The organism is Nostoc sp. CmiVER01 (assembly GCF_034531135.2).
Lineage (GTDB): Bacteria > Cyanobacteriota > Cyanobacteriia > Cyanobacteriales > Nostocaceae > Nostoc.
Map to the genome: position 1 here is coordinate 276124 of NZ_JAVRBU020000008.1, position 23436 is coordinate 299559.

The window sequence follows — 23436 nt, forward strand, 5'->3', positions numbered from 1 at the left end:
ATTCTCCTTGTTAGGATTAACAGTTGATGATAGTTCTTAGTTTTGATTGGATGTCAACTTTCATCTTCATAAACCTTACTGCGATGCCCTACTTTAACTACACTTATTAACAAAATATTGTCATATATTTCATAAATCACTCGGTACTCACCTACTCGAATCCGATAAGTATTTTCTTCATCCTTTAATTTTGTAACCCTCTTGGTACGAGGTTCTATAGCTAAAGCTAAAATTTTTTAATCGATGCGGTTTTTAATGTTGATTGGGAGTTTATTTAGTTGTTCTGTTGCACCTTTAGTAAATTCAATTTGATACATTACGCAGTTTCTTTCTCATATCCTTTATATTCGTCCCAAGACACAGTACCATTGATGCGTCTATCTTCCCTAGCTTCTCTAATAGCTTTTATATCCTCTTCATCCTCTTCATCATCTATACGTTTTAGTAGAGCATAAATCTCGTCTAAAGTACTGTCATAAGCTTGATTTAGCAGTATGTTGATATCTTTAATTAATTGTTCGCGTTCGTGTTCGGTTTTCATTTTTACTCATCCTCTGCTATTAATTGTTTTGACACTTTATCAAAGTTGTGAAAATATTGAGGGATTTTAACATGATACTCTCAATAGGTTTTTACTGCGAGAGTATTATGAACCAAAGGATTTATTTGATAAATCAAGGTACATACCAGCTATAAATTAAGGATTGAGCGTGAATGAAGATAACTGTGAATTGCCCTTAGTGGGACTTTGACCAATTTGCAGTACACAAACTGCGGCGATTAGACAGAGAACGCCTGAGAAAATAAACGCTTGTAAATAACTACCCGTCCAAGTTCTCAACGCTCCGGCTCCGAATGCTGCTGTGGCTGCACCGAGTTGGTGTCCTGCTACAATCCAACCGAACATCACGCCGACATTTTGTTTACCGAAGACGTTGGCAACAAGACGGACTGTCGGTGGTACAGTGGCAATCCAATCAAGTCCATAGAAAACGGCGAAAATGGAAAGTCCATAAAAGGAAAAGTTGAAACTGAAGGGCAAGAAAATCAAAGACAAACCCCGCAGTCCGTAGTACCAAAACAATAAGTAGCGATTGTTCCAGCGATCGGATAGCCAACCGGACATAGTAGTTCCAAAAAAATCAAATAGTCCCATGATTGCCAATAGACCAGCAGCCTTGACTTCAGGGATACCGTGGTCAATACAAGCGGGAATCAAATGAGTTCCAATTAACCCATTTGTGCTTGCACCACAGATAAAAAAGCTACCAAATAACAGCCAGAAGTCTCGATTACGCATTCCCAGCCAGAGGGCGTTGAGGGTAGAGGCGATGGAATTTGCTCTAGGCTGCGATATTTCCACAGTTTCGCTGTTGTCGCCAAAGGGTCGCAAACCGACATCCGTCGGACGATCGCGCATAAAGGCTGCGATCGCTGGAATAATTAGAAGTGCTGCACCACTAAGAGCCAGAGCAGCAGTTCGCCACCCGAAGCGATCAGCCATTGAGGCCAGCATCGGCAGAAATACCAGTTGCCCCGTAGCTGTACTGGCAGTTAAAATGCCCAGAACTAGACCCCGCTTCTCAAAAAACCATCGATTAACAACAATAGCACCCAAAACCAGGGCGATAACTCCGCTACCAGAACCGACAACTACACCCCACAGCAAAACTAGCTGCCAGGAAGCTGACATCAAAGTAGTTAAACCGACACCGAGAGCAATTACAGCAAGTGAGAACACCATCATCCGGCGAATGCCGATCCGCTCCATAACTGTGGCGGCAAAAGGGCCAATCAAGCCGTAGAGTACTAAATTAATGGAGATTGCCAAAGATATAGTTGCTCTACTCCAGCCGAACTCCTGTTCGAGAGGCACTATAAAAACTCCAGGAGCAGAACGAATTCCGGCTGCAACGAGCAAGGCTAGGAAGGTTAAACCAGCTACGATCCAGGCATAGTGGAACGAACGACGCGCTAGAAAGGAGGGTAGGGACATGGTTGGGGAGGGGGAAGGGGGCAGGGGGAGCAGGGGAGGCGAGGGGGAGCAGGGGAGGCGAGTATCAAAGGCTCATTCACGAGTATAAAAGCGCTAGTAGGTTGGGTTGAGGAACGAAACCCAACAGAGGCGAGTATCAAAGGCTCATTCACGAGTATCAAAGACTCGTCGGCGAGTATAAAAGACTCGTTGGCGAGTATAAAAGACTCATTCACGAGTATCAAAGACTCATTCACGAGTATAAAAGACTCGTTGGCGAGTATCAAAGACTCGTCGGCGAGTATCAAAGACTCGTTGGCGAGTATCAAAGACTCATTCACGAGTATCAAAGACTCGTCGGCGAGTATCAAAGACTCATTCACGAGTATTAAAGACTCGTTGGCGAGTATCAAAGACTTATCACCTATTCCCCATTCCCCATTCCCCATTTAGGAAAAGTTACCCTGCATAAGGGTTACCGATTCTGTCTACAGAGACATTGGAAGAGAATGGCAAACGACCTGGATTTAAACGTGGTTCTGCTGCATAGCCAACGGGAACTAAAACAGCGATCGCTAAATCTGGATTATCCCCAGCACCAATCACTTGTTTTACCTGATCTTCAATCCAACCATTCATAAAACAAGTGGATAATCCTAAACTTTCTGCTGCTAACACCAAATGAGTGGCGGCAATGATGGCATCTTTGATCGCATATTCGCGTCGTTTGTCGCCTAATCCAGCTTGAAATTGCGGGATGGCGGTTTTAAAGTAGTTTACCGTGCCTTCATTCCATGCCCCAGTTTCAAGTCCCCGTTCTAGAATCGGGGCCAAGTTTTGTTCGCCTGCGTTAGGATCGGCGGCAAACACAAAGGTTACAGGTGCTTGGACAATTTGCTGTTGATTCCACGATGCTGCTGATAGTGCTGCTTTTTGCGCCTCATCTTGCACAATAATAATTCGCCAGTCCTGGATATTATAACTACTAGGTGCTGCTACGGTTAACTCTACCAGTTGCTTAAGTAGTTCTGGGGCGATGGGGTCTGTTTTAAAAGTTTTGATGGAACGACGTTGAGCGATCGCACTCGGTACATCTAAAGCTTGAGTTTGGGTGATGGAACTCATGAAATTCTCCTGATAGTTAAGTTATGAAAGGGTTTCGGATTTTACTCTGCCTAGAGTGATTCAAGAGCATTAGAGAACAGGACACTGTAATGTGTTCTTCTCTAATTGGTATCTATGTTAACGGGGTTAGAGATGTGCTCGTGGATAATACGCCATTGTCCCTGTCGGTTCTCCCATACAAGTGTCGCATGAGCCGTAATTACAACCGCTTCTTTCGCAATGGTGGTTGCGGTACTGCGGAAGATCAAAGCAGAGACGGCAATGTTATCATTTGTCCAGATCCGAATATCTCCAACTGGTTTAACTTGCCACTGTGCTATTGCAACCATGAAAGGTTTCCAGACTTCCTCATAGGATTGCCATCCTTGAATTCGAGTAGTCTGTGGTGAGAGAGTATCGAAGGCTAGGAATTTTTCATCTTGCCAGTAGAGATTATCTAAAACAGAAAAATCAAATGGTTTATTGCCTGGACTAAATGCAGCTAACCAATCGTTAACGCGTTCTTTGATTTTCGCTTCTTCTAAAGTCTCTTTCATAGTTTATGACCAACTTGCACAACCATTTTACCGATGTTGGTATCCTGGAAAAACCGAGAATCTCCTCAGAGTGCGGAACTTGGGTTTGAACTATTTAGATGACATAAATTAGGTGTTGACTACCTGCTCATTAGCAGATGACCAAAATGGATAATCTGTATATCCTTGTTCACCGCCACCATAAAAGGTTGCTTGATTTGCTTCGTTTAGTGGTGCATTCAAAGCCAAGCGTCGGGGTAAATCGGGATTTGATATAAATAATGTGCCAAAGGCAACTAAATCTGCTGCTTTGTTTGCCAGTACAGCATCGCCTTTTTCACGAGTATAACCACCATTGACGATGAGTGTACCTGTAAAGCGATCGCGTATGTGACTAGTGGGTACAATTATTCCGCCATGTCTGATATCTGCTTCTGTTGCCTCATAAATATGCAGATATGCCAAATTAAACTGGTTCAACGCTTGAGCCGCATAACCAAATGTCTCTAGGGGATTAGAATCACCTATATCGTTAAAAGTCCCACTGGGAGATAAACGTACTCCTACTCGGGTAGAATCCCATACACTAGTTACTGCCTCCGTCACCTCCAACAGGAATCGGGCGCGATTCTCAATGGAACCGCCATATTTATCTGTACGTTGATTGGTGCGATCGCGCAGAAACTGATCTATTAAATAACCATTAGCACCGTGAATTTCTACCCCATCAAACCCAGCCGCTAGAGCATTTGCCGCTCCCTGACGATACTGTTCGACTATCTGTGGTATTTCTGAAGTTTCTAAAGCACGGGGAGTAACAAAGGGTTTGGGCCCCTGATAAGTTGCGGTCTCACCTTTAGGAGCAATGGCAGAAGGTGCCACAGGTAAAGCTCCATTCGGTTGGAAGTCAGGGTGAGAAATTCTGCCTACATGCCATAGTTGCAGAAAAATTCTCCCTCCCTGCTGATGTACGGCATCGGTTACTAACTTCCAGCCCTCCACCTGTTCTGGTGAATGAATTCCTGGTGTAGCAGGATAGCCCTGTCCTTCAGGAGTTACCTGTGTTGCTTCTGAAATAATCAGTCCAGCAGAAGCACGTTGGACGTAGTAGGTAGCATTCAGTTGGTGTGGTACATTTCCCTGGCCTGCCCTGTTTCGGGTTAAGGGTGCCATTACTATCCGGTTAGGTAGTTCCAGATTCCCTAATTGGTAAGGAGAGAATAAGTTGATATCACCAGTCATTGGTTTTTATCTCCAAATATTTTAGTTATTAGTCATTGGTCATTGGGCAGGGGGGACAAGGGGAAACACTTGTTGCAAGTTCTGATTTAAGTCCCCTTGTCCCCTTGTCTCCCCTGCTCCCTCATCCCCCACTCCCGCCCAAACTAAACAATCGACCGAATAACGCCACCATCTACCCGCAAAGCTGCACCATTAGTTGCTGAAGCTACGGGACTAGAAAGATAAACTACGATCGCTGCTACTTCTTCATTAGTTGCAAAGCGTTTGATTAAGGAACTTGGACGCACATTTTGAAAAAACTCAGCCTCGACTTGGGAGCGATCAATACTACGTTCCTGTGCCAGGTTGCTAATAAACTTTTCAACTCCTTCTGAGCGGGTTGGCCCTGGTAGGACGGAGTTTACTGTGACTCCAGTCCCGACAGTCATTTCTGCTAGACCTCGTGCAATGGCTAGCTGTGCTGTCTTAGTTGTACCGTAGTGAATCATTTCCACTGGAATTTGAATGCCAGATTCGCTGGAGATAAAAATTATCCGCCCCCAGTTTTGCTCTAGCTGCTTTTGCAAATATTGCCGACTCAAACGGACTCCACTGAGGACGTTAACCTCAAATATGTTTAACCAGTCTTTATCAGTAATATCAAAGAAGGCTTTTGGCTCGTAAATACCTAAATTGTTGATCAGGATATCAACGTGAGGAACCTCTTGAAAAAGCTTCTCTATCCCTGATGCAGTACCTGTGTCAGCAACAACACCAGAAACATTCGCGTCGGGTGTAGAATGCTTAATTTTAGCGATCGCTTGGTCTACTCGTTCTTTAGAGCGACCGTTGATAATCACTGATGCACCCTCTTGAGCTAGCCCAAGAGCGATCGCTAAACCAATGCCTGCGGTTGAGCCACTCACCAGCGCGGATTTACCATGCAATTTCAAGTCCATTTCGCTCTTTCCCCGTTAGTTGAAACAGAATTTAGGAATTGGGAGTAGGGAATGGGGCACAAGAAGCAAAGGGTAAGTAGGAAGAGTGCAGAGGAGAGAAATTTTCTCCCTGCTTCCTACTCCCCTACTCCCCCTTCACTTAAATTAAAGATGCTGTGCTAAGGTCTTATTCAAGGTGGTTTTTGGAACTGCCCCAACGACAGTATCGACCTGCCGACCGCCTTTAAAAACCATCAGCGTCGGAATGCTGCGAATTCCATAATGGCTGGCGACAGTAGGATTTTGATCTGTGTTCAGCTTCACAAATTTCACCTGTCCTTCGTATTCAGCAGCAACTTCATCGACAACTGGGCCCACCATTCGACAAGGGCCACACCACGGGGCCCAAAAGTCCACTAATACCGGGATTTCACTTTCCAAGACTTCTTGTTTGAATGTGGCTTCTGTGACATTTGTAATGGATGACATAAAATTGCCTTCCTAATTAATTCTATAATTCGATAATATCGAATAATAAAAATATATGCCACCTGATGAGATAATGCAACTATGAGATTTCTTTATCATCCAGATAGAAAAAATATTTCTTTACCGGGAGTGCTGTATGCATTGGGCGATCCAGTCCGGCTAGAGATTGTGCGGCGGTTGGCTACTGAGGGGGAACAATGCTGTGCCAGTTTTGATTTTGCGATCGCTAAGTCTACGATGTCCAATCATTTTAAAATTTTACGGGAGTCGGGGATAGTCTTGACACGGAAATCCGGGACACAGCACATTAACATCCTGCGGCGTGAAGATTTAGAGGTGCTGTTTCCAGGATTACTGGATGCCATATTGAAAGCGGCTCAACCATTGCCTATTAGCCCTACGAGTAGTAAACAAACAGCTTTTAGGATTTAGGGGCATGGGGCATTGGGCAGCGCTATTTGTTTAAAAATCTTCTCTTTTTTCTTTTTGTGTTTCTAAATCAATCTTAGCGATCGCTTAGACCTACCCAGTTTCTCTTGCTTGTTATCTAGCAAACTTTCTGCCTCTTTCTCCCCGTCGAACTCCCGTTTCATTAATCCTATTTTCTCTTAGATCCTACTTATTTGCTACGTACTACTCCATCTGCTTTTTACTGATGTGTAACACTTTGGGTGCGGAAGGTGGGCATTAAACCTTACCAAAAGCGATTGGCAGTTTTTATTTAGGAGCAGTTTATTACGTAGTTTTCTTACTTGGATTAACGATTACTGCATGGTAAAAATAAGGTATTCTCGATTTCCTGTCGTACATTCCGGCTGACATAGCAATCACTATTCAAACATACTATTAGTAGCATATTGGCATAGTAGTATTGAGCCAGTAACTTCTTCTGTTCATCAGTAAAATTATCGAAATGCCAAGTTTCACCTAAAGTCCGATATGGAACTAGAATATCTCTTAAAAGGTCTCCCCAGGCTTGACCTTTTTCTTCCCACCAGCTTTCTAATATTTCCTTACTACTATTTGCTTCAGGTAATTCTTGTTTGAGTTGTTTTAACAATTCTACAAGTTTGGGGTCAACCCCTATACTCTCAAGAGAATTAATAGTAATAGCACGCTTAAAAGCAATAGCAAGAGCAGGTTCCAGGGAACGATAGTCTCTTAAATCATCAATTAAAGTAATATCAAGAAATGTATCGACAACTTCACGACCTGTAGCACGAAATACAAGGCTAGTACAGGTGAAAGCACGGGTAAAGGGAAAATCAAGAAGACAGGCCAATGTCCGATCACGATCTAGTGCTATATCAAAATCGAAATAACAAGCTCGAATAGCCGCAGGTTTGTATTCTTTAGATGAAAGAAGTATTGATTTTTCATTCACCCATTGCAAAAACTGCTGTAATTGTTCATCTCTTGCCAATAACTGATCAATATGCTTTTTCATTAAAAGCAACAAACAATCTGAGGTTGTTAACATTCCAACCGTTAATAAAAAAACTTCTCGCCAACGTTTTTTAGTTAGATGATTTACTAACATATTGAGCATTTCATCTTCCATTGACTTTGGATTACAATTTTCTACTATATGTCTGGCTGTAAAATATTCATGAAATGTTAGGTGCGAGAATGAATAAATTCCGCGCGCCCTTTCTACAAATAGCCCATGTTGTGCTTCAATCGACTTCAACACCGCTTCACTATCCAATTCCAGCTTTTTTGGATCAGTATTAGCATCAAGTAAATTTTGAATGTATTCGGTAATCTGTCGTTCAAGTTGTTTTTGTTTAAAGAAGTAATTACCTGCTTCAAAGTTTGAATAAGCTATCTGACTTAACAAATCTTCTTTACGTTGTAGTGAAAGCTTTTTATAAGCTTGATCGCGCTCAATGTTTCGTGTTACATCCCAGCGTTTTAGTAAAACATCTAACCCACCTTTATATAACTCGGAACGATTAGACGGAAAACTCCCAGTATCTTCAAACACTAAACATAGTAATGTCAGTAAAATTGGACTTGTTGCTAATTCTCTTATAGGTTGTTCTTTTTTTAGCTTATTTAGAAACTTATTAGCTTTTACTAAGTCATTTTTACTCCTAAACCATTTACTAACAAAATTAGTAATTTGTTCGTCATCAAAATCTGCAATTTCAACTTCTGTAAAATTATCAAAGATGTATTCTTTCGCAGCAATGCGACAGGTTATTATAAATCTATTGCTGTGAAATCTTGCAACGAAAGTCCGAATTTCTTGAAAAACTCGACTATTATCAGTATCTTTTATTTCATCTAATCCATCTAATAAAATAAATACTTTACCTGCCCGTAGAATCCTTACTAGCCATGCAATATCTTCGATTTTTTGTGAGGGCAGATCAATTAACCGAGCAATATAGTTTAACAAATCCATCTGTTCGGAAGCTTCTGCAAAATCCTTGAGAGTGATGAAAACTGGAACCAGATTTATCTGCTCATAAATACACTGCATTGCCAAATGCTTGAGGAATGTTGTTTTTCCAGAGCCGGGTTTGCCTAAAATCACTAGTTTTGAAAATCTTTGTACTGCTTTTACCCCTGGTACTCGCTCTTCTCGAACATTTCCTAGATTAAAACGGTCAAAATCTTTAGATGAAACATCCCGCAGCAGTTGGTCTAATTCCCATCGTCCCGTTCTAGTGATTTTTTCTAAAATGTTAACGCTGATATAAATATCATCTAAACCAATTGGTTGAGACATATCCAACACTCGCATAGTATCGCAACGCTGCTGAATATAAGGCTGGATATAGGAACGTACCTCTTGGACAAGTTTAGCAATTTCTAAGTCCTCATTTTGTTTGGGTGAAGATAGTCCAGCAACTTGTTGCCAGTCAAGCTCTAATTGTTTACAAATGGTTTGAAAGCTTTCTATACCAACAGGTCTACCAGCAAAAAAATTCTGAACAACAGTACGTCCTACGTATGCAGAATCTGCTAGTAGTATTTTCTTTCCTTTACAGACTTGTTGTAAGGCTTTTTGGGCTTGTTCAAGTCCTTCTGGAGTTGCTGAAATTGATTGCCTAGCCCGTTTTACTGAATTATCAGTCATACTTACTATATGCGTCAAATTGAAATTAGGTATTAAACGAAAAATAGCTTATTTGTAAACGGAAGCTCAAGTATTATTCCTCTTCACTACCGGACTTTTTCTTTGAAGCTAGGAGTTGAGCCGCATTATTACTTAATAAACCAAATATACATCCGATACCCATTTGCCAAGTTGCCCTGCTGTCTTCTAGGATGCCAACTTGATATTTTGAGAGTTGGGGTTGGAAAGCTAACCAGAGTGACATTCCACCAGAAATTGTCGTCAAGCAAAAAACTGTAAAGAAGACAAGTACAAAATTAGTTGATTGTTGAGTGTATTTCATGATTGATTCCAGTTTCTGAACTAATCTGTATTAATCATGAACTGTAATTAAAGTAACGCTGTTTAGCTTATGGTTTAAGTTTGTACAACTTTTGTTCAAAATACGTTCTGAACTAAAAATTGTTTTTGAATCAGGAGCAAAAACTAGTTTTTCTGGGAGCATCCCCAATACTTCTCGGTTAACGTGAGTTCAACGGGTTGAAAGATCATAGACAAACTTGCAACCAGGATTTATAGCGTCTGGCGAGTTCTTTAAGAAAATTGAGTTCTTCACCCTCAAGATTATTGAATAGGTTGTGATATTGCCAGCCACGCTCGTAGCGACTCAGCATTTCTTCTGAAGAAAAGCGATATACATCGGCGGTTTGCCAACAAATTGACTCCAAAAAAGGTAGCTTTTTGGGGACAATAACAGGATTATTTGTTGGTGTTGCGGTTGTCATAACTCTTTTAATCAACCACTTTCGGCTTACTTTTATTTTACGGGATAAACTCTTCCTTTCCAAGCGCCGCCGCGTCCTTGCCAATGACGTAGTGCTGAGTCTAGAGTCATCAAAGTATAAAGAAAAGCGATCGCAGGTAAGCCCAACGCGAACCAGACAGAACACTTATAAAAGCGGATCGTCGGGTAGTAAGCGAAAGTCATTAACAGCCATCCTAATAAACCTGTAAATGCGATCGCCCAGTTGCCCCAAACTGCACCCAAAATTACACACACAGGTGCAACTAGATAAATCAGAGGCATTCCTACTAAAGTTCCCAATAATAGTAATGGAGAATAATTCAGTTGGGTATAAGCAGTACGAGCAACCATATCCCAAATCGTCGCCAACGAGTCATAGGGACGTAAACTGCGAGTCAAGTTACTCAATCCTAGCCAGATACGCCCTTGATTGGGGATTGGGGATTGGGGATCGGGGATTGGGTATTGGGAAAACTCTTCTCTAGCCGCCAGCGATGCACTGAGCTTGTCGAAGTGTCCCCAGTTCCCAGTTCCTCTCTTAACAGCCTGAGCAAGGGCGCAATCGTCGATTAAAGCTTGCCGAATTACTTGAATACCACCGATTCGTTCTAAAGCTTCACGGGCGATCAGAATAGATCCCCCTGCGGCGGCGGCTGTAGGATTGTTGGGATTATTTACCCAGCGAAAAGGATAGAGTTTTTGGAAGAAAAACACGAAAGCTGGAATCAAAAGCTTTTCCCAAAAGCTTTCACACCTGAGTCGCACCATTACAGAAACTAGGTCTAAATCTTCTTGAATAGCTTTCGCAACGAGTCGCCGAAGATTACTAGGATCGTGTTCGATATCTGCGTCGGTTAATAAAAAATAGTCAGGTGCGAATTTACTAGCGCTGTTTATACCTTGCTCAATTGCCCAAAGTTTGCCCGACCAACCAGAAGGCAGTGAAACGCCTGAGATAATATGCAATTGTTGGGGTTTACCTACAGCGTGTGCAACCCCTTCGGCAAAATTTGCTGTTTGGTCTGTGCTGCGATCGTCTACTAAAAACACGTTGAAAGAACCAGGATAATCTTGGAGTAGGAGCGATCGCAATGTCGTTGGTAACAATTGGGCTTCGTTACGGGCTGGAACTACGGCACAAACCACAGGTAATGATTCTAGCTGAGTTTCTGTAACCTCTAATTGCTGGTCTGTTCGCCAAAACTGTCCCCAAAAACACAGTAATCCTAACCAAATTGTCAAGGATAAGAGCATCAATCCTAATACAATTACATCCATGACCTATTGCAAATTCTCAGTGACTCAGACAGAATACTATGTCTACTAAATAAAGAAAAAATTTTTTCATCATAATATTGCCGTATTCATAACTAGTGTTGGTGTTGAGGTTAAATAGTATTTGATGCAAACACAAGACAGGGTAAAAGTCAATCAAGTCGCAACAGCGATCGCAGCCAGTCAACAATATTTGCTTTCGATTCAAAATCCTGCCGGTTACTGGTGGGCAGAGTTAGAATCTAATGTCACCATCACTGCTGAAGTCGTCCTTTTGCATAAAATTTGGGGAACAGACCAAGGCAGACCTTTACACAAAGTTGAAACATACTTACGTCAAGAGCAACGGCAGCATGGCGGTTGGGAACTTTACTACGGTGATGGCGGAGAACTTAGTACCTCGGTTGAAGCCTACATGGCGCTGAGGCTGCTAGGTGTACCAGCAACCGATCCGGCGATGGTTCGAGCGCGAACCTTTATTCTGCAACGCGGTGGTATCAGCAAAACTCGAATTTTCACCAAGTTACACCTAGCCTTGATTGGCTGTTACAACTGGCGCGGTATTCCCTCGCTACCACCTTGGATAATGCTGTTGCCAAAAGCTTTTCCAGTTAATATCTACGAGATGTCTAGCTGGGCGCGTTCTAGTACAGTACCATTGCTGATTGTGTGCGATCGCAAACCTGTTTTTATCACCGATCCAACTATCAACTTAGATGAACTCTATGCTGAAGGTGTTGATCGAGTCCGGTGGGAATTACCCCAAGCTGGCGATTGGACAGATTTATTCCTCACCCTTGATCAGGGGTTCAAGTTTGCAGAAAGTCTGAATTTAGTTCCCTTTCGCCAAGAAGGCATTAAAGCCGCCGAAAAATGGATTTTAGAGCGCCAAGAAGCCACAGGTGACTGGGGTGGGATTATTCCGGCAATGTTGAATTCAATGCTAGCTTTGCGGTGTCTGAATTATGACCGAAGCGATCCCATTGTAGAACGAGGTTTGCAAGCAATTGATAACTTTGTCATTGAAACAGAGGATAGCTATCGGGTTCAACCCTGTGTTTCACCCGTCTGGGATACAGCTTGGGCGATGCGTGCTTTAGTAGAATCTGGCTTTGCACCAGATCATCCTGTCGTAGTGCAAGCTGGCGAATGGTTGTTACAAAAACAAATTTTAGATTACGGAGATTGGGCTGTAAAAAATCGTCAGGGAAAACCAGGGGCTTGGGCGTTTGAGTTTGACAATCGCTTTTATCCCGATGTAGACGACTCGGCAGTGGTGGTGATGGCTTTACATTTGGCGAAACTCCCCAATGAAGAAATCAAGCAGGCGGCGATCGCACGGGCGTTAAACTGGATTGCATCTATGCAATGTAAACCAGGCGGCTGGGCTGCATTCGATTTGGATAACGATCAAGATTGGCTTAACTCCATTCCTTATGGCGACTTAAAAGCGATGATTGATCCAAATACCGCAGATGTTACGGCTAGAGTCGTAGAAATGCTGGGTGCTTGTGATTTGTCAATTGATAGTGATAATTTAGAGCGATCGCTTACTTATCTTCTGCGCGAACAAGAAACCGAGGGCTGTTGGTTTGGTCGTTGGGGTGTAAATTATATCTACGGCACCAGTGGCGTTTTATCAGCCTTGGCTTTGATTTACCCTCAAAAGCATAAACTCCATATAGAAAGAGGAGCAGCTTGGTTAGTCGGATGTCAAAACTCAGATGGTGGTTGGGGTGAGACTTGTCGTAGTTACAACGATCCCAGTCTTAAAGGAAAAGGAAATAGTACTGCATCTCAAACTGCTTGGGCTTTAATTGGCCTCTTAGCAGCAGGTGAAGCAACTGGTAAATTAGCTCTTGGTGCGATCGAGCGAGGAATTGCCTACCTAGTGGCAACTCAACAGCCGGATGGTACTTGGTTTGAGGCTGACTTTACAGGTACTGGCTTTCCTTGTCATTTTTATCTCAAGTATCATCTGTATCAACAATACTTTCCTTTAATTGCGCTAGGTCGCTATCAAGCAGTGATTCAATAAAGGTTAAAAGGTTGTTTGAAAAGTGGTTGACTGTGATTTGAATCGAATTTTTACCCCCCTTAATCCCCCATTATAAAGGGGGGAAACAAGAAAATCCGGTTCCCTCCCCTTTATAAGGGGAGGGTTAGGGAGGGGTAAAAAAATATTTGATACATCAATCATGACTTTTAAAACATCCTCTAAGAATAATTATTGAAAGCAACGGGGAACTCCATTCCCGAACTTCGTCCCGCTACGCTAACGTGGGTGGACGAGGTTGTTTCCCCTGTTGCTCTATGGTGTACACACAAGTCCTAAAAATTTAGCTTGATGACGCTTTCTTAATTCTCATATAGAGCATGAGAACGAAAGAAATAGAATTGTTAGTCGATGCAATACCGTTGTTAGTCGATACAATGCCGTTGTCAGTCGATGCAATGCCGTTGTCAGTCGATGCAATACCATTGCAGGTCAAGAGACTTGTCTTAAAACTGGGAGAAAATCATGGCTAATTCATCATTTGATATCTCTAACTTGAATGGCAGCAACGGCTTTGCTATAAACGGCATAGATGGGGACTCAGGCTACAGAGTCAGCAATGCGGGGGACATCAACAACGATGGCGTTGACGACTTGATTATTGCCGCACCTCTTGCCAACCGCAATGGCATCACTTTCGCTGGGGAAAGCTATGTGGTATTTGGGGGGGCGAATGTTGGCAGTAGCGACGTGTTCAATCTCTCTGACTTAAATGGCACTAATGGCTTTACTATCACCGGCTTTGGTGGTGACTCAGGCAGGTCAGTTAGCAATGCAGGGGATATTAACAACGATGGTATTGACGACCTGATTATTGGCGCACCTTTTGCCTCTCGCAACGACATTTCTCAAGCTGGGGAAAGCTATGTAGTGTTTGGGGGGACGAATGTTGCTAGTAGCGGCGCCCTCAACCTCTCTGACTTGAATGGCACTAATGGCTTTACCATCATCGGCATTAATGACATAGACACCATAGGTAACTCAGTTAGCAATGCGGGAGACGTTAACAACGATGGTATTGACGACTTAATTATTGGGGGATTTGGGAAAAGCTATGTGGTGTTTGGAAGGACGAATGTGGGCAGTGGCGGCAGCCTCAACCCCTCATCCCTAGATGGCACTAATGGCTTTGTCATTAATGGGGGTAACAAATTTAGTCTCTCAGTCAGTAATGCGGGGGACATTAACAATGATGACATTAACGACCTGGTTATTGGAACCTATGAAGCCGACCCTAACGGCAAGGAGAATGCTGGGCAAAGTTATGTGATATTTGGGGGGAAAAATGTCGGCAGTGGCGGCACTTTTAACCTCTCTGACTTAAATGGCAGCAATGGCTTTGCCATTAATGGTATTGCAGCAGGTAACGAATCAGGCTTCTCAGTCAGTAATGGGGGGGACATTAACAACGATGGCATTGATGATTTGATTATTGGGGCATGGCGTGCGCCCGCCAACGGTGTCATTCAAGCTGGGCAAACCTATGTGCTATTTGGGGGAACGAATATCGGCACTAGTGGCACTTTTAACCTTTCTGACTTGAATGGCACTAATGGCTTTGCCATTAATGGTATTACTGAGAATAGCTTCTCAAGCTCTTCAGTCAGCAATGCAGGGGACGTCAACGCTGATGGTATTGACGACCTGATTATAGGCGCACCTGATGGTAGGCAAGCCTATGTGGTGTTTGGGGGGACGAATGTGGGCAAAAGTGGCAGCCTCAACCTCTCTGATTTGAATGGTACTAATGGCTTTACCATTCCTGGGGGTGGCGCGATAGGTCTTTCAGTTAGTTCTGCGGGTGACATCAACAACGATGGCGTTGACGACCTGATTATAGGCGCACCTTTTACCTCACCTAATGGCATCCCTGGCGCTGGGCAAAGCTATGTGTTGTTTGGTGGGCCAAATATCGGAGTTAGCACTCTTAAGCTGACGGGAACTCCTGGTGCAGATACTCTTGTAGGCACGGCTAGCAACAACATCATCGATGGTTTAGCTGGTAACGATACCTTAACAGGCAATGGTGGTCAAGATAAGTTTGTGATTCGCCAAGGCGATGGCAATGACATCATCACTGATTTTGGCGGTGTAGGTAAAGGCACAAATCCATCGGCGGCTGTGATTGCTAAAGTTGACACTTTGCAATTTACAGGGAGTGGCTTAACTGTCCGAAATCTGCTGTTGACTCAAATAGGCAAAATTCTAGAAGTTACCTTTGAAAATGTGGCTAATACCAAAGTCACTCTGCAAAACTTTCAATTGGAAAATTTGCATAATCTGAAAGCTTCTGGAACAACAGCCATTGGCAATATTCTGTTTAATGGCCAAACTAGCATCACAGACAGCTTTAATGTCTTTGATGCCAATTCCACTCAAACTAGTCTGTTCAACAAGAACACGGTGACATTCCTTAATGACCTATCCAACAACATTAAGGGTTTTGACAACTCTGCTGATGTGGTCAATGGTCAGGGGGGTAATGACAAAATCGACGGCAAAAGTGGCAATGACCTGTTGCGGGGTGACGCTGGTAATGATACTTTCATTGGTGGTGCAGGCAATGATACCCTTGTTGGTGGTACAGGTGCTGACAGATTTTTCTACAACACCAATGCTGCTTTTGTTAGTGCTGCTGTTGGTGTAGATGCGATCGCTGATTTTAAACACTCCGAAGGTGACAAAACTATCCTAGATAAAACTACCTTTAATACTATTACTTCTGCTACAGGAATAGGTTTTAGTAATCCCAGTGATTTTAAAATTACTTCTTCAGCAGCGACCAGCACGGCGAAAATTGTTTATAACGCTGTAACTGGACAGTTGTTTTACAACCAAAATGGCAGCGCGGCTGGTTTTGGTAGCGGTGGTCTATTTGCAACTCTAACTGGTGCGCCGATTTTGATTGGTTCAGACTTCATCATTCAAGCATAGTAGATTAATAAGGCGTATACCAATAGGCTTGGGTTAAGCTTTTTCATCTCTCCCTGCTTCCTTAAGAGGTAAATTTCCTTAACCCAATGTTTAGGAAAAAATACTATAACTATTAACTTAAAATAATTAATTTAAAAAGAAAGGTGGGGTTATGCCTCACCTTTCTTTTTTAACTCAAAACCATTATAGCACCCGTTTAAAGAAAGTCACTAAATCCTCAAGGTTGGGTGTATGAAGTAAATCTATTACTTCTGTAGCTTTTTCAGAAGGTATATAGTCATCTGGTATACCGATAATTGTAGTTCCCAAATTTTGGGCGAGGTGATACCAAAAAGCTAATTTATCGTCAGCGCTCATTGAAGTATATTCTTGAGTAGCAATTGCTGTTTCCCCTGCTTCGCCTTGGTTTAGCAGTTGACGCAAAGCAGAAACCTGTTCCTGCTGTGGCAGGTTTTGAATTTGTGCAACTAAATTCCCAGTTTTTTCGTTGCACACATCATTAAGAGCGATCGCTGGAATTTCATCAGAAATTTCAGTGTAAAGTAAAGCTAGCACACTCAGGCGATCGTCTGTATCTAAACTTTGAAATTTTGATACACTTTGTTCTAAAAAATTTACGTTGGTAGAAGTCATAAACACCTCAAATTAATTAACTACTTAAATAACTAAAAAAATATCGATTTAATAAATAAAACATAGTATTATATACCACTAATAATATAAATTAGGCATATTTAAACCAACCAAAAGACAGATTAATTCAACTATCATTATTTTTAATATATTTTAATATATTTGAGTACAAAACAAAAGGCGTTACGACTGTAGGGTAAAACTGGACTAACTGGACTAAGGACATAGATAAATGACACAGAGTAAGAGTTTTAGTTTTTTACTCTGTGTTTATGTATCAAGATAAGATAAAGATGCCAGTCATCAAAATTCAGTTTGATATTAAGCGACTGGCCAATATAGCTAGCTTTACCAGCGATATAATACCCTTGCAAGTAGCCTCAAACGCTCTAAAAACTTCAAAAGTGCTAAATTTCAGCACCTGCTTTTGCTTCAGCGCCCATTGGCGAAACATAATCACGGAAAAGAGTAATCTGTTGCTCAAACTCTAATCCTTGAATTCTGCCAAATAAATGTTGAGATTCTGAGGGAAGTTCATAATCAGAGGGTACAGTAATGATAGTTCCATCATCCATACCTTGAGATAATCGATACCAAAATAGTAGCTTAGTGGTATCACCTAAAGAACCATATTCACGAGAAATTTGGGTATCTACTTTATTAATCAAGTCACGCTGAACTTGTAATTGTTGTTCGTGAGATAATTCCTTAACTTGATTAAACAAACCCTCAGCAATTTCTGGCGAAACAGTACTAGCACCAGGAGCAGCTGGTGTAATTGAGCCACCCATTTCTTTATAAACGAACCAAAACAAAGCCAGTTGTTGATCCACACCCAACTGTTGCCAAGCTTGAACATGTTCACGAATGGTTGGATCGCCAGTTTGTGTAAATGTCATTATTAACTCCAATTGCAATTAATTGATTTCATTAGCAAGGTTATCAAATGTACATTTAACGTTTTACCCTACTGAAGACAGATGTATTGAAATCATAAAGAAGAACAATTATAGACAAGACATACATTGGGCAACCTGTAGTCCTGCATTAGAAGTATTACAATTAGATAAAAACCCAATATCAAAAGCAAATATAATGACCTTTAGCAAAGTAAAGGAGTTAGTAATGGGCGGGTATGGTAGCAAATTGAGATATTATCAGGGACTATTTCTGTAGATAGATGTTAATTTTATTGTGACAGTGCTTAAAAAGCACTGCCTAATTCAGCCATATTATTTATTAATGGCTGCATTCACTAAGAATAGAGCTTTTACTTTTATCTAGCTTATTCTCGTCGATCTTGATAATCTTCAGAAGATTTCGGATCTAACTCCCAGCGAGAATCGTCACGCTCCTCTAAAATTTCGTTGGTACGCAGAAACGCAAAATCATCCATTTCTAGCCCTACTGCTGTTTCTAGCTCCTCAGTTACATTTTGATCGGGAGTGGAAGTACTACCACCAACAGCTTCATCCCCAACTGCATCTGCATCTTGCCAATAAGCGTCAACATCGCCACCAGTAAGTTCAGGACTAGTTTCTGTATATTCCTGTCTTTCTGCTCTCATTGAGCGCCCACCAATATTGTATCCCGGCAAGTCTTTTACACCAGTACCGTAGGATTCGGTAATTTCCTGTGGCAAATCATTGGTTTCAATTTCGTCATTGTGATTTTTTTCTGCCATGATACTAGCCCTTTTGTGCATTCTCACAATAACGTTTTCCTGTAACCTAGTTGTCTTACCAAAGATGTATAGCTTTAGAAATAAAATAATCTATCCCCTTGGTACGAAGTTAAACTAGTCATCAGGCCATACTATTGTAAATATGAATTCATGGTCAAGCAACTTGTAGTTGAAGTGTTTTAGTTATGAGTTAGTAGCTCTTAAACCGAAATTATTCAGTAGGCAGATTCTCACTCATAACTATTTTTTATTATCAGCAAAAATCAAATTTAACTTTAGCCATTTAACTTGAAATTCATGCTTTTAACTAAAGAATTTTGATAAGTGGAGGTAGACAGTGGAATACGATGAGTTCATTACACATGTACAAAGCCTTACCCAATCAGATTCTCGTGAAGAGGCAGAACGTGCTACCCGTGCCACACTAGAAACCCTTAAAGAACGAATAGCAAATGATGAAGCACAGGAACTAGCTGCAAGTTTACCCCAACCACTAGGGGATTATTTACGAGGAAAAGAAGGAAACAGTGGTGGCTCTTTCAATTTACAAGAGTTTATTACTCGTGCAAGTCAAAAAGAAAATATAGAACCAACCACTGTAGCAATGCATGTTCGGGCTGTATTTACTGTGTTGCAAAATGCCATCAGTCCAGAATTATTTGCTATCTTGCACTCCCATTTTTCTCATGATTATGAAGAAATGTTTGGGGCTTAACCAACAAGTGAAGTTTATGCATAGTGAGCAATTCAAATAAAATTTATCAGGAATAATTCTGATTTTTTAACTTTCCTAATCGATAAATATTGCAGCTAGTAAAATACTAGAAATAAACAGGTAATATAATCAATGACTGACCATAATAATCATTTTGGTAAGAAAAGAATTGCCATTCTTATTGAACATGCAGTAGAAGATGCAGAATTTACAGTTCCTTATAATGGACTAAAACAAGCGGGAATGGAAGTAGTAGTCCTTGGTTCCCGAATGAATGAAAAATATAAGGGTAAACGCGGTAAACTTAGCATCCAAGCTGATGGTACTACTACAGAAGCGATCGCAGCCGAATTCGACGCTGTGATAATTCCTGGTGGGATGGCTCCCGACCAAATGCGGCGGAACACCAACACAGTACGTTTTGTTCAAGAAGCCATACAACAAGGAAAATTAGTTGCTGCTGTTTGTCATGGGCCACAAGTTTTGATTGAAGGCGACTTGCTCAAAGGTAAACAAGCCACTGGTTTTATTGCTATTGCCAAAGACATGATTAACGCTGGCGCAAAATATCTAGATGAGCCGGTAGTAATTGATGGAAATTTGATTACATCTCGTGAACCTGGAGACTTGCCAATTTTCACCACAACTGTATTAAGCCATTTGGGTTATGGTGGCAAAGATGCTGCATTACCAAATGCAAAAGACACAAGTGCTGAATGGTGGAAGCTGGCTGATGCTTGGGGTGGCTCTACTAAAGGTGAGATCGCTAAAGGTTTAAATAATGCCCTTGCTGGTGAACGTTATTCAATAGAAGCATTTGAAAACTACTTGCAAAAGGAATCAGATAACGAAGTTAACTCAGTCTTTCAAGAAATAATTGCTGATAAACAGCGCCACATTCAAAAACTGGAAACCTATCTTCAGCTATTGGGCGAAAAACCTTCTTTAGGTGCGAATATTGCCAATCAGTATGCCAAAGTGAAAACTGCCTTAACAGGAAGTGATGACATATATCAGTTACGTTCTGCTTTAGGTGATCTCCAAACTGGTATCGGCGACGTTGGCAATTTATGTGCAATGTTCACTGACCCAGTAGCAACTACTATCTTCAAAGAAATTTACCAGGATTTATTGAAATACGAACAACGATTAGCAGAACTGTATCGGGCGCGGATAGGCGGTCAGATTCAGCCTCCTAAGCCCACTACAGGGGCTGCTGTTTCAATGTAAGGTTTTTGAACGAACGTAGACGGCTACCGCAGAGGCGCAAATAACACAGAGATATAAAGAAGAGAGTATTTGCGCCTCTATAGTGAATTTACTGTGATGGAGATATAAAAAAGTGACTTCAACATCAGGTGATAAACCAAGTACCAATCAGGCTGAAGCTAGTGAAGTAGAGCGCTGGGCATCTCTCATCAGTGGTGGTGCGATGGTACTGATGGGTTTAAGGCAAGGTTCATTGCGGGGAGCGTTAACGGCATTAGCCGGTGGTGGTTTGGTTTATCAAGGTGCAACCAAGCAAAGCACAATCCAGAAAGCACAGGAAGCAATAGGTCTAAACCAACCCATCAAAGTTGAAAAGACGGTAACTATCAATAAATCGGCAGAAGAATTGTATCGCTTTTGGCACGACTTTGAGAATTTGCCTACATTTATGAAGCATCTCAAATCTGTCAAAGTGCATAACGAAAAACGTTCTCATTGGGTTGCCAATGCACCATTGGGTAACAGCGTGGAATGGGATGCAGATATTCTCGAAGACCGAGAAAATGAATTTATTTCTTGGGCTTCTGTAGAAGGTGCAGATGTTGATAATTCTGGTTTTGTTCGCTTCACAAAAGCACCAGGCGATCGCGGCACAGAAGTTAAGGTCGTTTTGGAGTATAACCTCCCCGGTGGAGCATTGGCAGCTACCGTAGCTAAACTTTTTGGTGAAGAACCAGAACAGCAAATTGGTGATGAATTGCGCCGCTTCAAGATGCTAATGGAAGCAGGCGAAATTGCCACCACCGAAGGTCAACCTTCTGGACGCAAGTAGAGTTATTTGTTCTTTGTCCTCTATCATTTGTCCTTTGCCTAAAGCTAATGACCAATGACTAATGACCAATGACTAATGACCCTTACGGGTGACGCTCGTGCCTCGCTAGCGCTGCACTAACGCCAGTTGCTTATAGGGGAAACCCCCAAGACCGCACTGGCTCACTGATGACTAAGGACTAATAACTATGAAAGCAGTTTGCTGGAACGGTGCTAATGATGTGCGGGTACAGTCGGTACCAGATCCGACAATTCTCAACCCGCGTGATGCAATTATTAAAATTACTTCCACAGCGATTTGTGGCTCTGATCTACATATATATGGTGGCTATATCCCCACAGTGCAACAGGGTGACATTATTGGTCACGAATTCATGGGAGAAGTCGTAGAAGTTGGCAAGGGAGTCAACAATTTAAAAATAGGCGATCGCGTTGTTGTTCCTTCTACAATTGGCTGTGGTAATTGCAATTATTGCCAACGTGATATGTGGTCATTGTGCGATAATTCCAATCCCAACGGCTGGATTCAAGAAAAATTGTTTGGCAATATCACCTCAGCAATTTATGGCTACTCCCACATGCTAGGTGGGTATGCAGGCGCACAAGCAGAATATATCCGTGTACCCTTTGCTGATGTGGGTGTCGTTAAAGTTCCGCCAGACTTGCCGGATGAGATGTTATTATTCATCTCCGACGCTATCCCCACAGGTTATATGGGCGCAGAATTATGCGATATTCAACCGGGTGATACCGTAGCCGTTTGGGGTTGCGGTGCTGTTGGACAATTCGCCATGATTAGCGCCTACATGATGGGAGCCGAAAAAGTGATCGCTATAGATCGCTTTCCCGAACGCCTGGAAATGGCGAAAAAGTTTGCCAAAGCAGAAGTGATTAACTACGAAGAAGTTAATGCTGGCGAAGCGTTGAAAGAGATGACTGGTGGTCGTGGCCCCGATGCTTGCATCGATGCCGTTGGTTTAGAAGCACACGGCGTTGGTTTAGAAGACTTCTACGACCAGACAAAACAAAAGCTCAGATTGGAAACCGACCGTCCCCACGTTCTGCGGGAAATGATGGTCGCCTGTCGTAAAGGCGGGACTCTTTCAATCATGGGTGTTTATGGTGGTTTTGTAGACAAAATACCATTGGGTGCAGCCTTCAATAAGGGTCTAACCTTTAGGATGGGACAAATGCATGGACAAAAATATATGCATTCGTTATTGCAGATGGTTTTGGATGGAAAACTTGATCCATCCTTCGTTGTCACCCATCAATTGCCACTAGAACAAGCACCCCACGCTTACCACATCTTTCAACAAAAAAAGGATAACTGCATCAAAGTTGTTCTTAAACCCTAAATGGCAAATAGTCATTTAGAGTTTTGAATTGTACACCTAACATAATGCAATTGAGGTTTTTTATGAATCGATTAACTTCTTGGCTACGAAATATTCGCATTTCCCAAATTGTTGTAGTTTTCCTAGTAGGATTTATGTTTCTACTGGGTCAAGCTTTTACCTACGTTGATGTAGCACAAGCTGATGTTACAACTCCAGAGGGTACTTATTACAAAGGAATCCCAGACCGACAAGGTGAAAGCAGAAACGATACCCAAACTACAAATAGCCGAAATCCGTTAAAAAGCGCTGCTGATAATATCCGCGAGAAGCTAAACTTGGATGAAGAGACTCCTCGCTCTACAAAAGAGTTTCTGAAGTCTACAAAAAATAAAGCCGAAGACACAGTTCAGCCATTGACTGAAACGAAAGAAGGTTATTACCGAACTGCTCCTAGCAAGCAACTCAGAAATAGAGTCTAGACGGGTAGCAATTTTTGAGTCTAACTTTTTGACTCACACACTGTAAAACAACCTTTGAAAATTTTTTGAGACGCGATAACTATCGCGTCTCAAAATCAGGCTAAATCAAGTGTTTATCTTGATATTAACGAGCCAGGAATGATAA

At 42.0% G+C, this 23436-nt stretch carries 24 protein-coding genes; 9 read left to right on the top strand and 15 right to left on the bottom strand.

Features of this window, described 5'->3' with window-relative positions:
* Window positions 1-53: 53 nt before the first annotated feature.
* The 8 genes from RMZ43_RS15790 to trxA all read right to left on the bottom strand — a co-directional run bounded on the left by RMZ43_RS15790 (window position 54) and on the right by trxA (window position 6263).
* Complete coding sequence (locus tag RMZ43_RS15790; RefSeq protein WP_322650200.1) at window positions 54-233, bottom strand: type II toxin-antitoxin system RelE family toxin; 180 nt, start codon at window positions 231-233, stop codon at window positions 54-56.
* Between the two features lie 83 nt (window positions 234-316).
* Entirely contained in the window at window positions 317-541 is a 225-nt protein-coding gene (locus tag RMZ43_RS15795) for a hypothetical protein (RefSeq protein ID WP_322650104.1), read from the bottom strand.
* Window positions 542-697: 156 nt separating this feature from the next.
* A complete protein-coding gene (locus RMZ43_RS15800) occupies window positions 698-1996 on the bottom strand; it encodes an MFS transporter (RefSeq protein WP_322650105.1) in 1299 nt (432 codons plus the stop codon).
* 438 nt (window positions 1997-2434) lie between these two features.
* Window positions 2435-3100 carry a nitroreductase family protein gene (locus RMZ43_RS15805; RefSeq protein WP_322650106.1) on the bottom strand — a complete coding sequence of 222 codons (666 nt, stop codon included), beginning with the start codon at window positions 3098-3100 and terminating at the stop codon, window positions 2435-2437.
* A gap of 101 nt (window positions 3101-3201) precedes the next feature.
* Window positions 3202-3636, bottom strand: a complete 435-nt coding sequence (locus RMZ43_RS15810) for a YybH family protein (protein ID WP_322650107.1) — start codon at window positions 3634-3636, stop codon at window positions 3202-3204.
* Window positions 3637-3744: 108 nt separating this feature from the next.
* On the bottom strand, window positions 3745-4857 hold the full coding sequence (locus RMZ43_RS15815) for an alkene reductase (RefSeq protein ID WP_322653485.1): 1113 nt from the start codon (window positions 4855-4857) through the stop codon (window positions 3745-3747).
* 143 nt (window positions 4858-5000) lie between these two features.
* Window positions 5001-5795, bottom strand: a complete 795-nt coding sequence (locus tag RMZ43_RS15820) for an SDR family NAD(P)-dependent oxidoreductase (RefSeq protein WP_322653486.1) — start codon at window positions 5793-5795, stop codon at window positions 5001-5003.
* A 144-nt stretch (window positions 5796-5939) separates the two neighbouring features.
* Window positions 5940-6263 carry a thioredoxin gene (gene trxA, locus RMZ43_RS15825; protein ID WP_012412473.1) on the bottom strand — a complete coding sequence of 108 codons (324 nt, stop codon included), beginning with the start codon at window positions 6261-6263 and terminating at the stop codon, window positions 5940-5942.
* 81 nt (window positions 6264-6344) lie between these two features.
* Between trxA and RMZ43_RS15830 the strand changes: the two genes are divergently transcribed.
* The gene (locus RMZ43_RS15830) at window positions 6345-6695 is read left to right on the top strand and encodes an ArsR/SmtB family transcription factor (RefSeq protein ID WP_322653487.1); all 351 of its coding nucleotides are present in this window, start codon (window positions 6345-6347) and stop codon (window positions 6693-6695) included.
* Window positions 6696-7020: 325 nt separating this feature from the next.
* Here RMZ43_RS15830 and RMZ43_RS15835 read toward each other — a convergent pair whose 3' ends face one another.
* From RMZ43_RS15835 to RMZ43_RS15850, 4 genes are all read right to left on the bottom strand, one after another.
* The gene (locus RMZ43_RS15835; protein WP_322653488.1) at window positions 7021-9351 is read right to left on the bottom strand and encodes an NACHT domain-containing protein; all 2331 of its coding nucleotides are present in this window, start codon (window positions 9349-9351) and stop codon (window positions 7021-7023) included.
* Between the two features lie 73 nt (window positions 9352-9424).
* Window positions 9425-9673, bottom strand: coding sequence for a hypothetical protein (locus tag RMZ43_RS15840; RefSeq protein ID WP_322653489.1), 249 nt, complete (start codon window positions 9671-9673; stop codon window positions 9425-9427).
* Window positions 9674-9878: 205 nt separating this feature from the next.
* Complete coding sequence (locus RMZ43_RS15845; RefSeq protein WP_322653490.1) at window positions 9879-10115, bottom strand: hypothetical protein; 237 nt, start codon at window positions 10113-10115, stop codon at window positions 9879-9881.
* Between the two features lie 32 nt (window positions 10116-10147).
* On the bottom strand, window positions 10148-11413 hold the full coding sequence (locus RMZ43_RS15850; protein ID WP_322653491.1) for a glycosyltransferase: 1266 nt from the start codon (window positions 11411-11413) through the stop codon (window positions 10148-10150).
* Between the two features lie 124 nt (window positions 11414-11537).
* On the opposite strand from RMZ43_RS15850, the gene shc reads away from it, so the two are divergent.
* From shc to RMZ43_RS15865, 3 genes are all read left to right on the top strand, one after another.
* A complete protein-coding gene (gene shc / locus RMZ43_RS15855) occupies window positions 11538-13448 on the top strand; it encodes a squalene--hopene cyclase (RefSeq protein ID WP_322653492.1) in 1911 nt (636 codons plus the stop codon).
* Window positions 13449-13786: 338 nt separating this feature from the next.
* Window positions 13787-13939: a hypothetical protein gene (locus tag RMZ43_RS15860; protein ID WP_428850738.1), complete on the top strand. Its 153-nt coding sequence runs from the start codon at window positions 13787-13789 to the stop codon at window positions 13937-13939.
* Window positions 13932-16400, top strand: coding sequence for a beta strand repeat-containing protein (locus RMZ43_RS15865; protein WP_322653493.1), 2469 nt, complete (start codon window positions 13932-13934; stop codon window positions 16398-16400). The genes RMZ43_RS15860 and RMZ43_RS15865 overlap by 8 nt, the downstream gene beginning before the upstream one ends.
* A 183-nt stretch (window positions 16401-16583) precedes the next feature.
* Here RMZ43_RS15865 and RMZ43_RS15870 read toward each other — a convergent pair whose 3' ends face one another.
* The 3 genes from RMZ43_RS15870 to RMZ43_RS15880 form a co-directional block, all read right to left on the bottom strand.
* Window positions 16584-17033, bottom strand: coding sequence for an orange carotenoid protein N-terminal domain-containing protein (locus RMZ43_RS15870; RefSeq protein ID WP_322653494.1), 450 nt, complete (start codon window positions 17031-17033; stop codon window positions 16584-16586).
* A 407-nt stretch (window positions 17034-17440) separates the two neighbouring features.
* Entirely contained in the window at window positions 17441-17932 is a 492-nt protein-coding gene (locus tag RMZ43_RS15875) for an orange carotenoid protein N-terminal domain-containing protein (protein ID WP_322653495.1), read from the bottom strand.
* Between the two features lie 386 nt (window positions 17933-18318).
* Entirely contained in the window at window positions 18319-18717 is a 399-nt protein-coding gene (locus tag RMZ43_RS15880) for a DUF6335 family protein (protein WP_322653496.1), read from the bottom strand.
* Between the two features lie 337 nt (window positions 18718-19054).
* Here RMZ43_RS15880 and RMZ43_RS15885 point away from each other — a divergent pair, with 337 nt between their 5' ends.
* The 5 genes from RMZ43_RS15885 (at window position 19055) to RMZ43_RS15905 (ending at window position 23291) form a co-directional block, all read left to right on the top strand.
* Window positions 19055-19432: a DUF2267 domain-containing protein gene (locus RMZ43_RS15885; RefSeq protein ID WP_322653497.1), complete on the top strand. Its 378-nt coding sequence runs from the start codon at window positions 19055-19057 to the stop codon at window positions 19430-19432.
* Between the two features lie 132 nt (window positions 19433-19564).
* The gene (locus tag RMZ43_RS15890) at window positions 19565-20662 is read left to right on the top strand and encodes a DJ-1/PfpI/YhbO family deglycase/protease (RefSeq protein ID WP_322653498.1); all 1098 of its coding nucleotides are present in this window, start codon (window positions 19565-19567) and stop codon (window positions 20660-20662) included.
* A 112-nt stretch (window positions 20663-20774) separates the two neighbouring features.
* Window positions 20775-21473, top strand: coding sequence for an SRPBCC family protein (locus RMZ43_RS15895; protein WP_322653499.1), 699 nt, complete (start codon window positions 20775-20777; stop codon window positions 21471-21473).
* A gap of 187 nt (window positions 21474-21660) precedes the next feature.
* Window positions 21661-22830, top strand: coding sequence for a zinc-dependent alcohol dehydrogenase (locus tag RMZ43_RS15900; RefSeq protein WP_322650122.1), 1170 nt, complete (start codon window positions 21661-21663; stop codon window positions 22828-22830).
* 62 nt (window positions 22831-22892) lie between these two features.
* Complete coding sequence (locus RMZ43_RS15905) at window positions 22893-23291, top strand: hypothetical protein (RefSeq protein ID WP_322650123.1); 399 nt, start codon at window positions 22893-22895, stop codon at window positions 23289-23291.
* The last annotated feature ends 145 nt before the right edge of the window (window positions 23292-23436 follow it).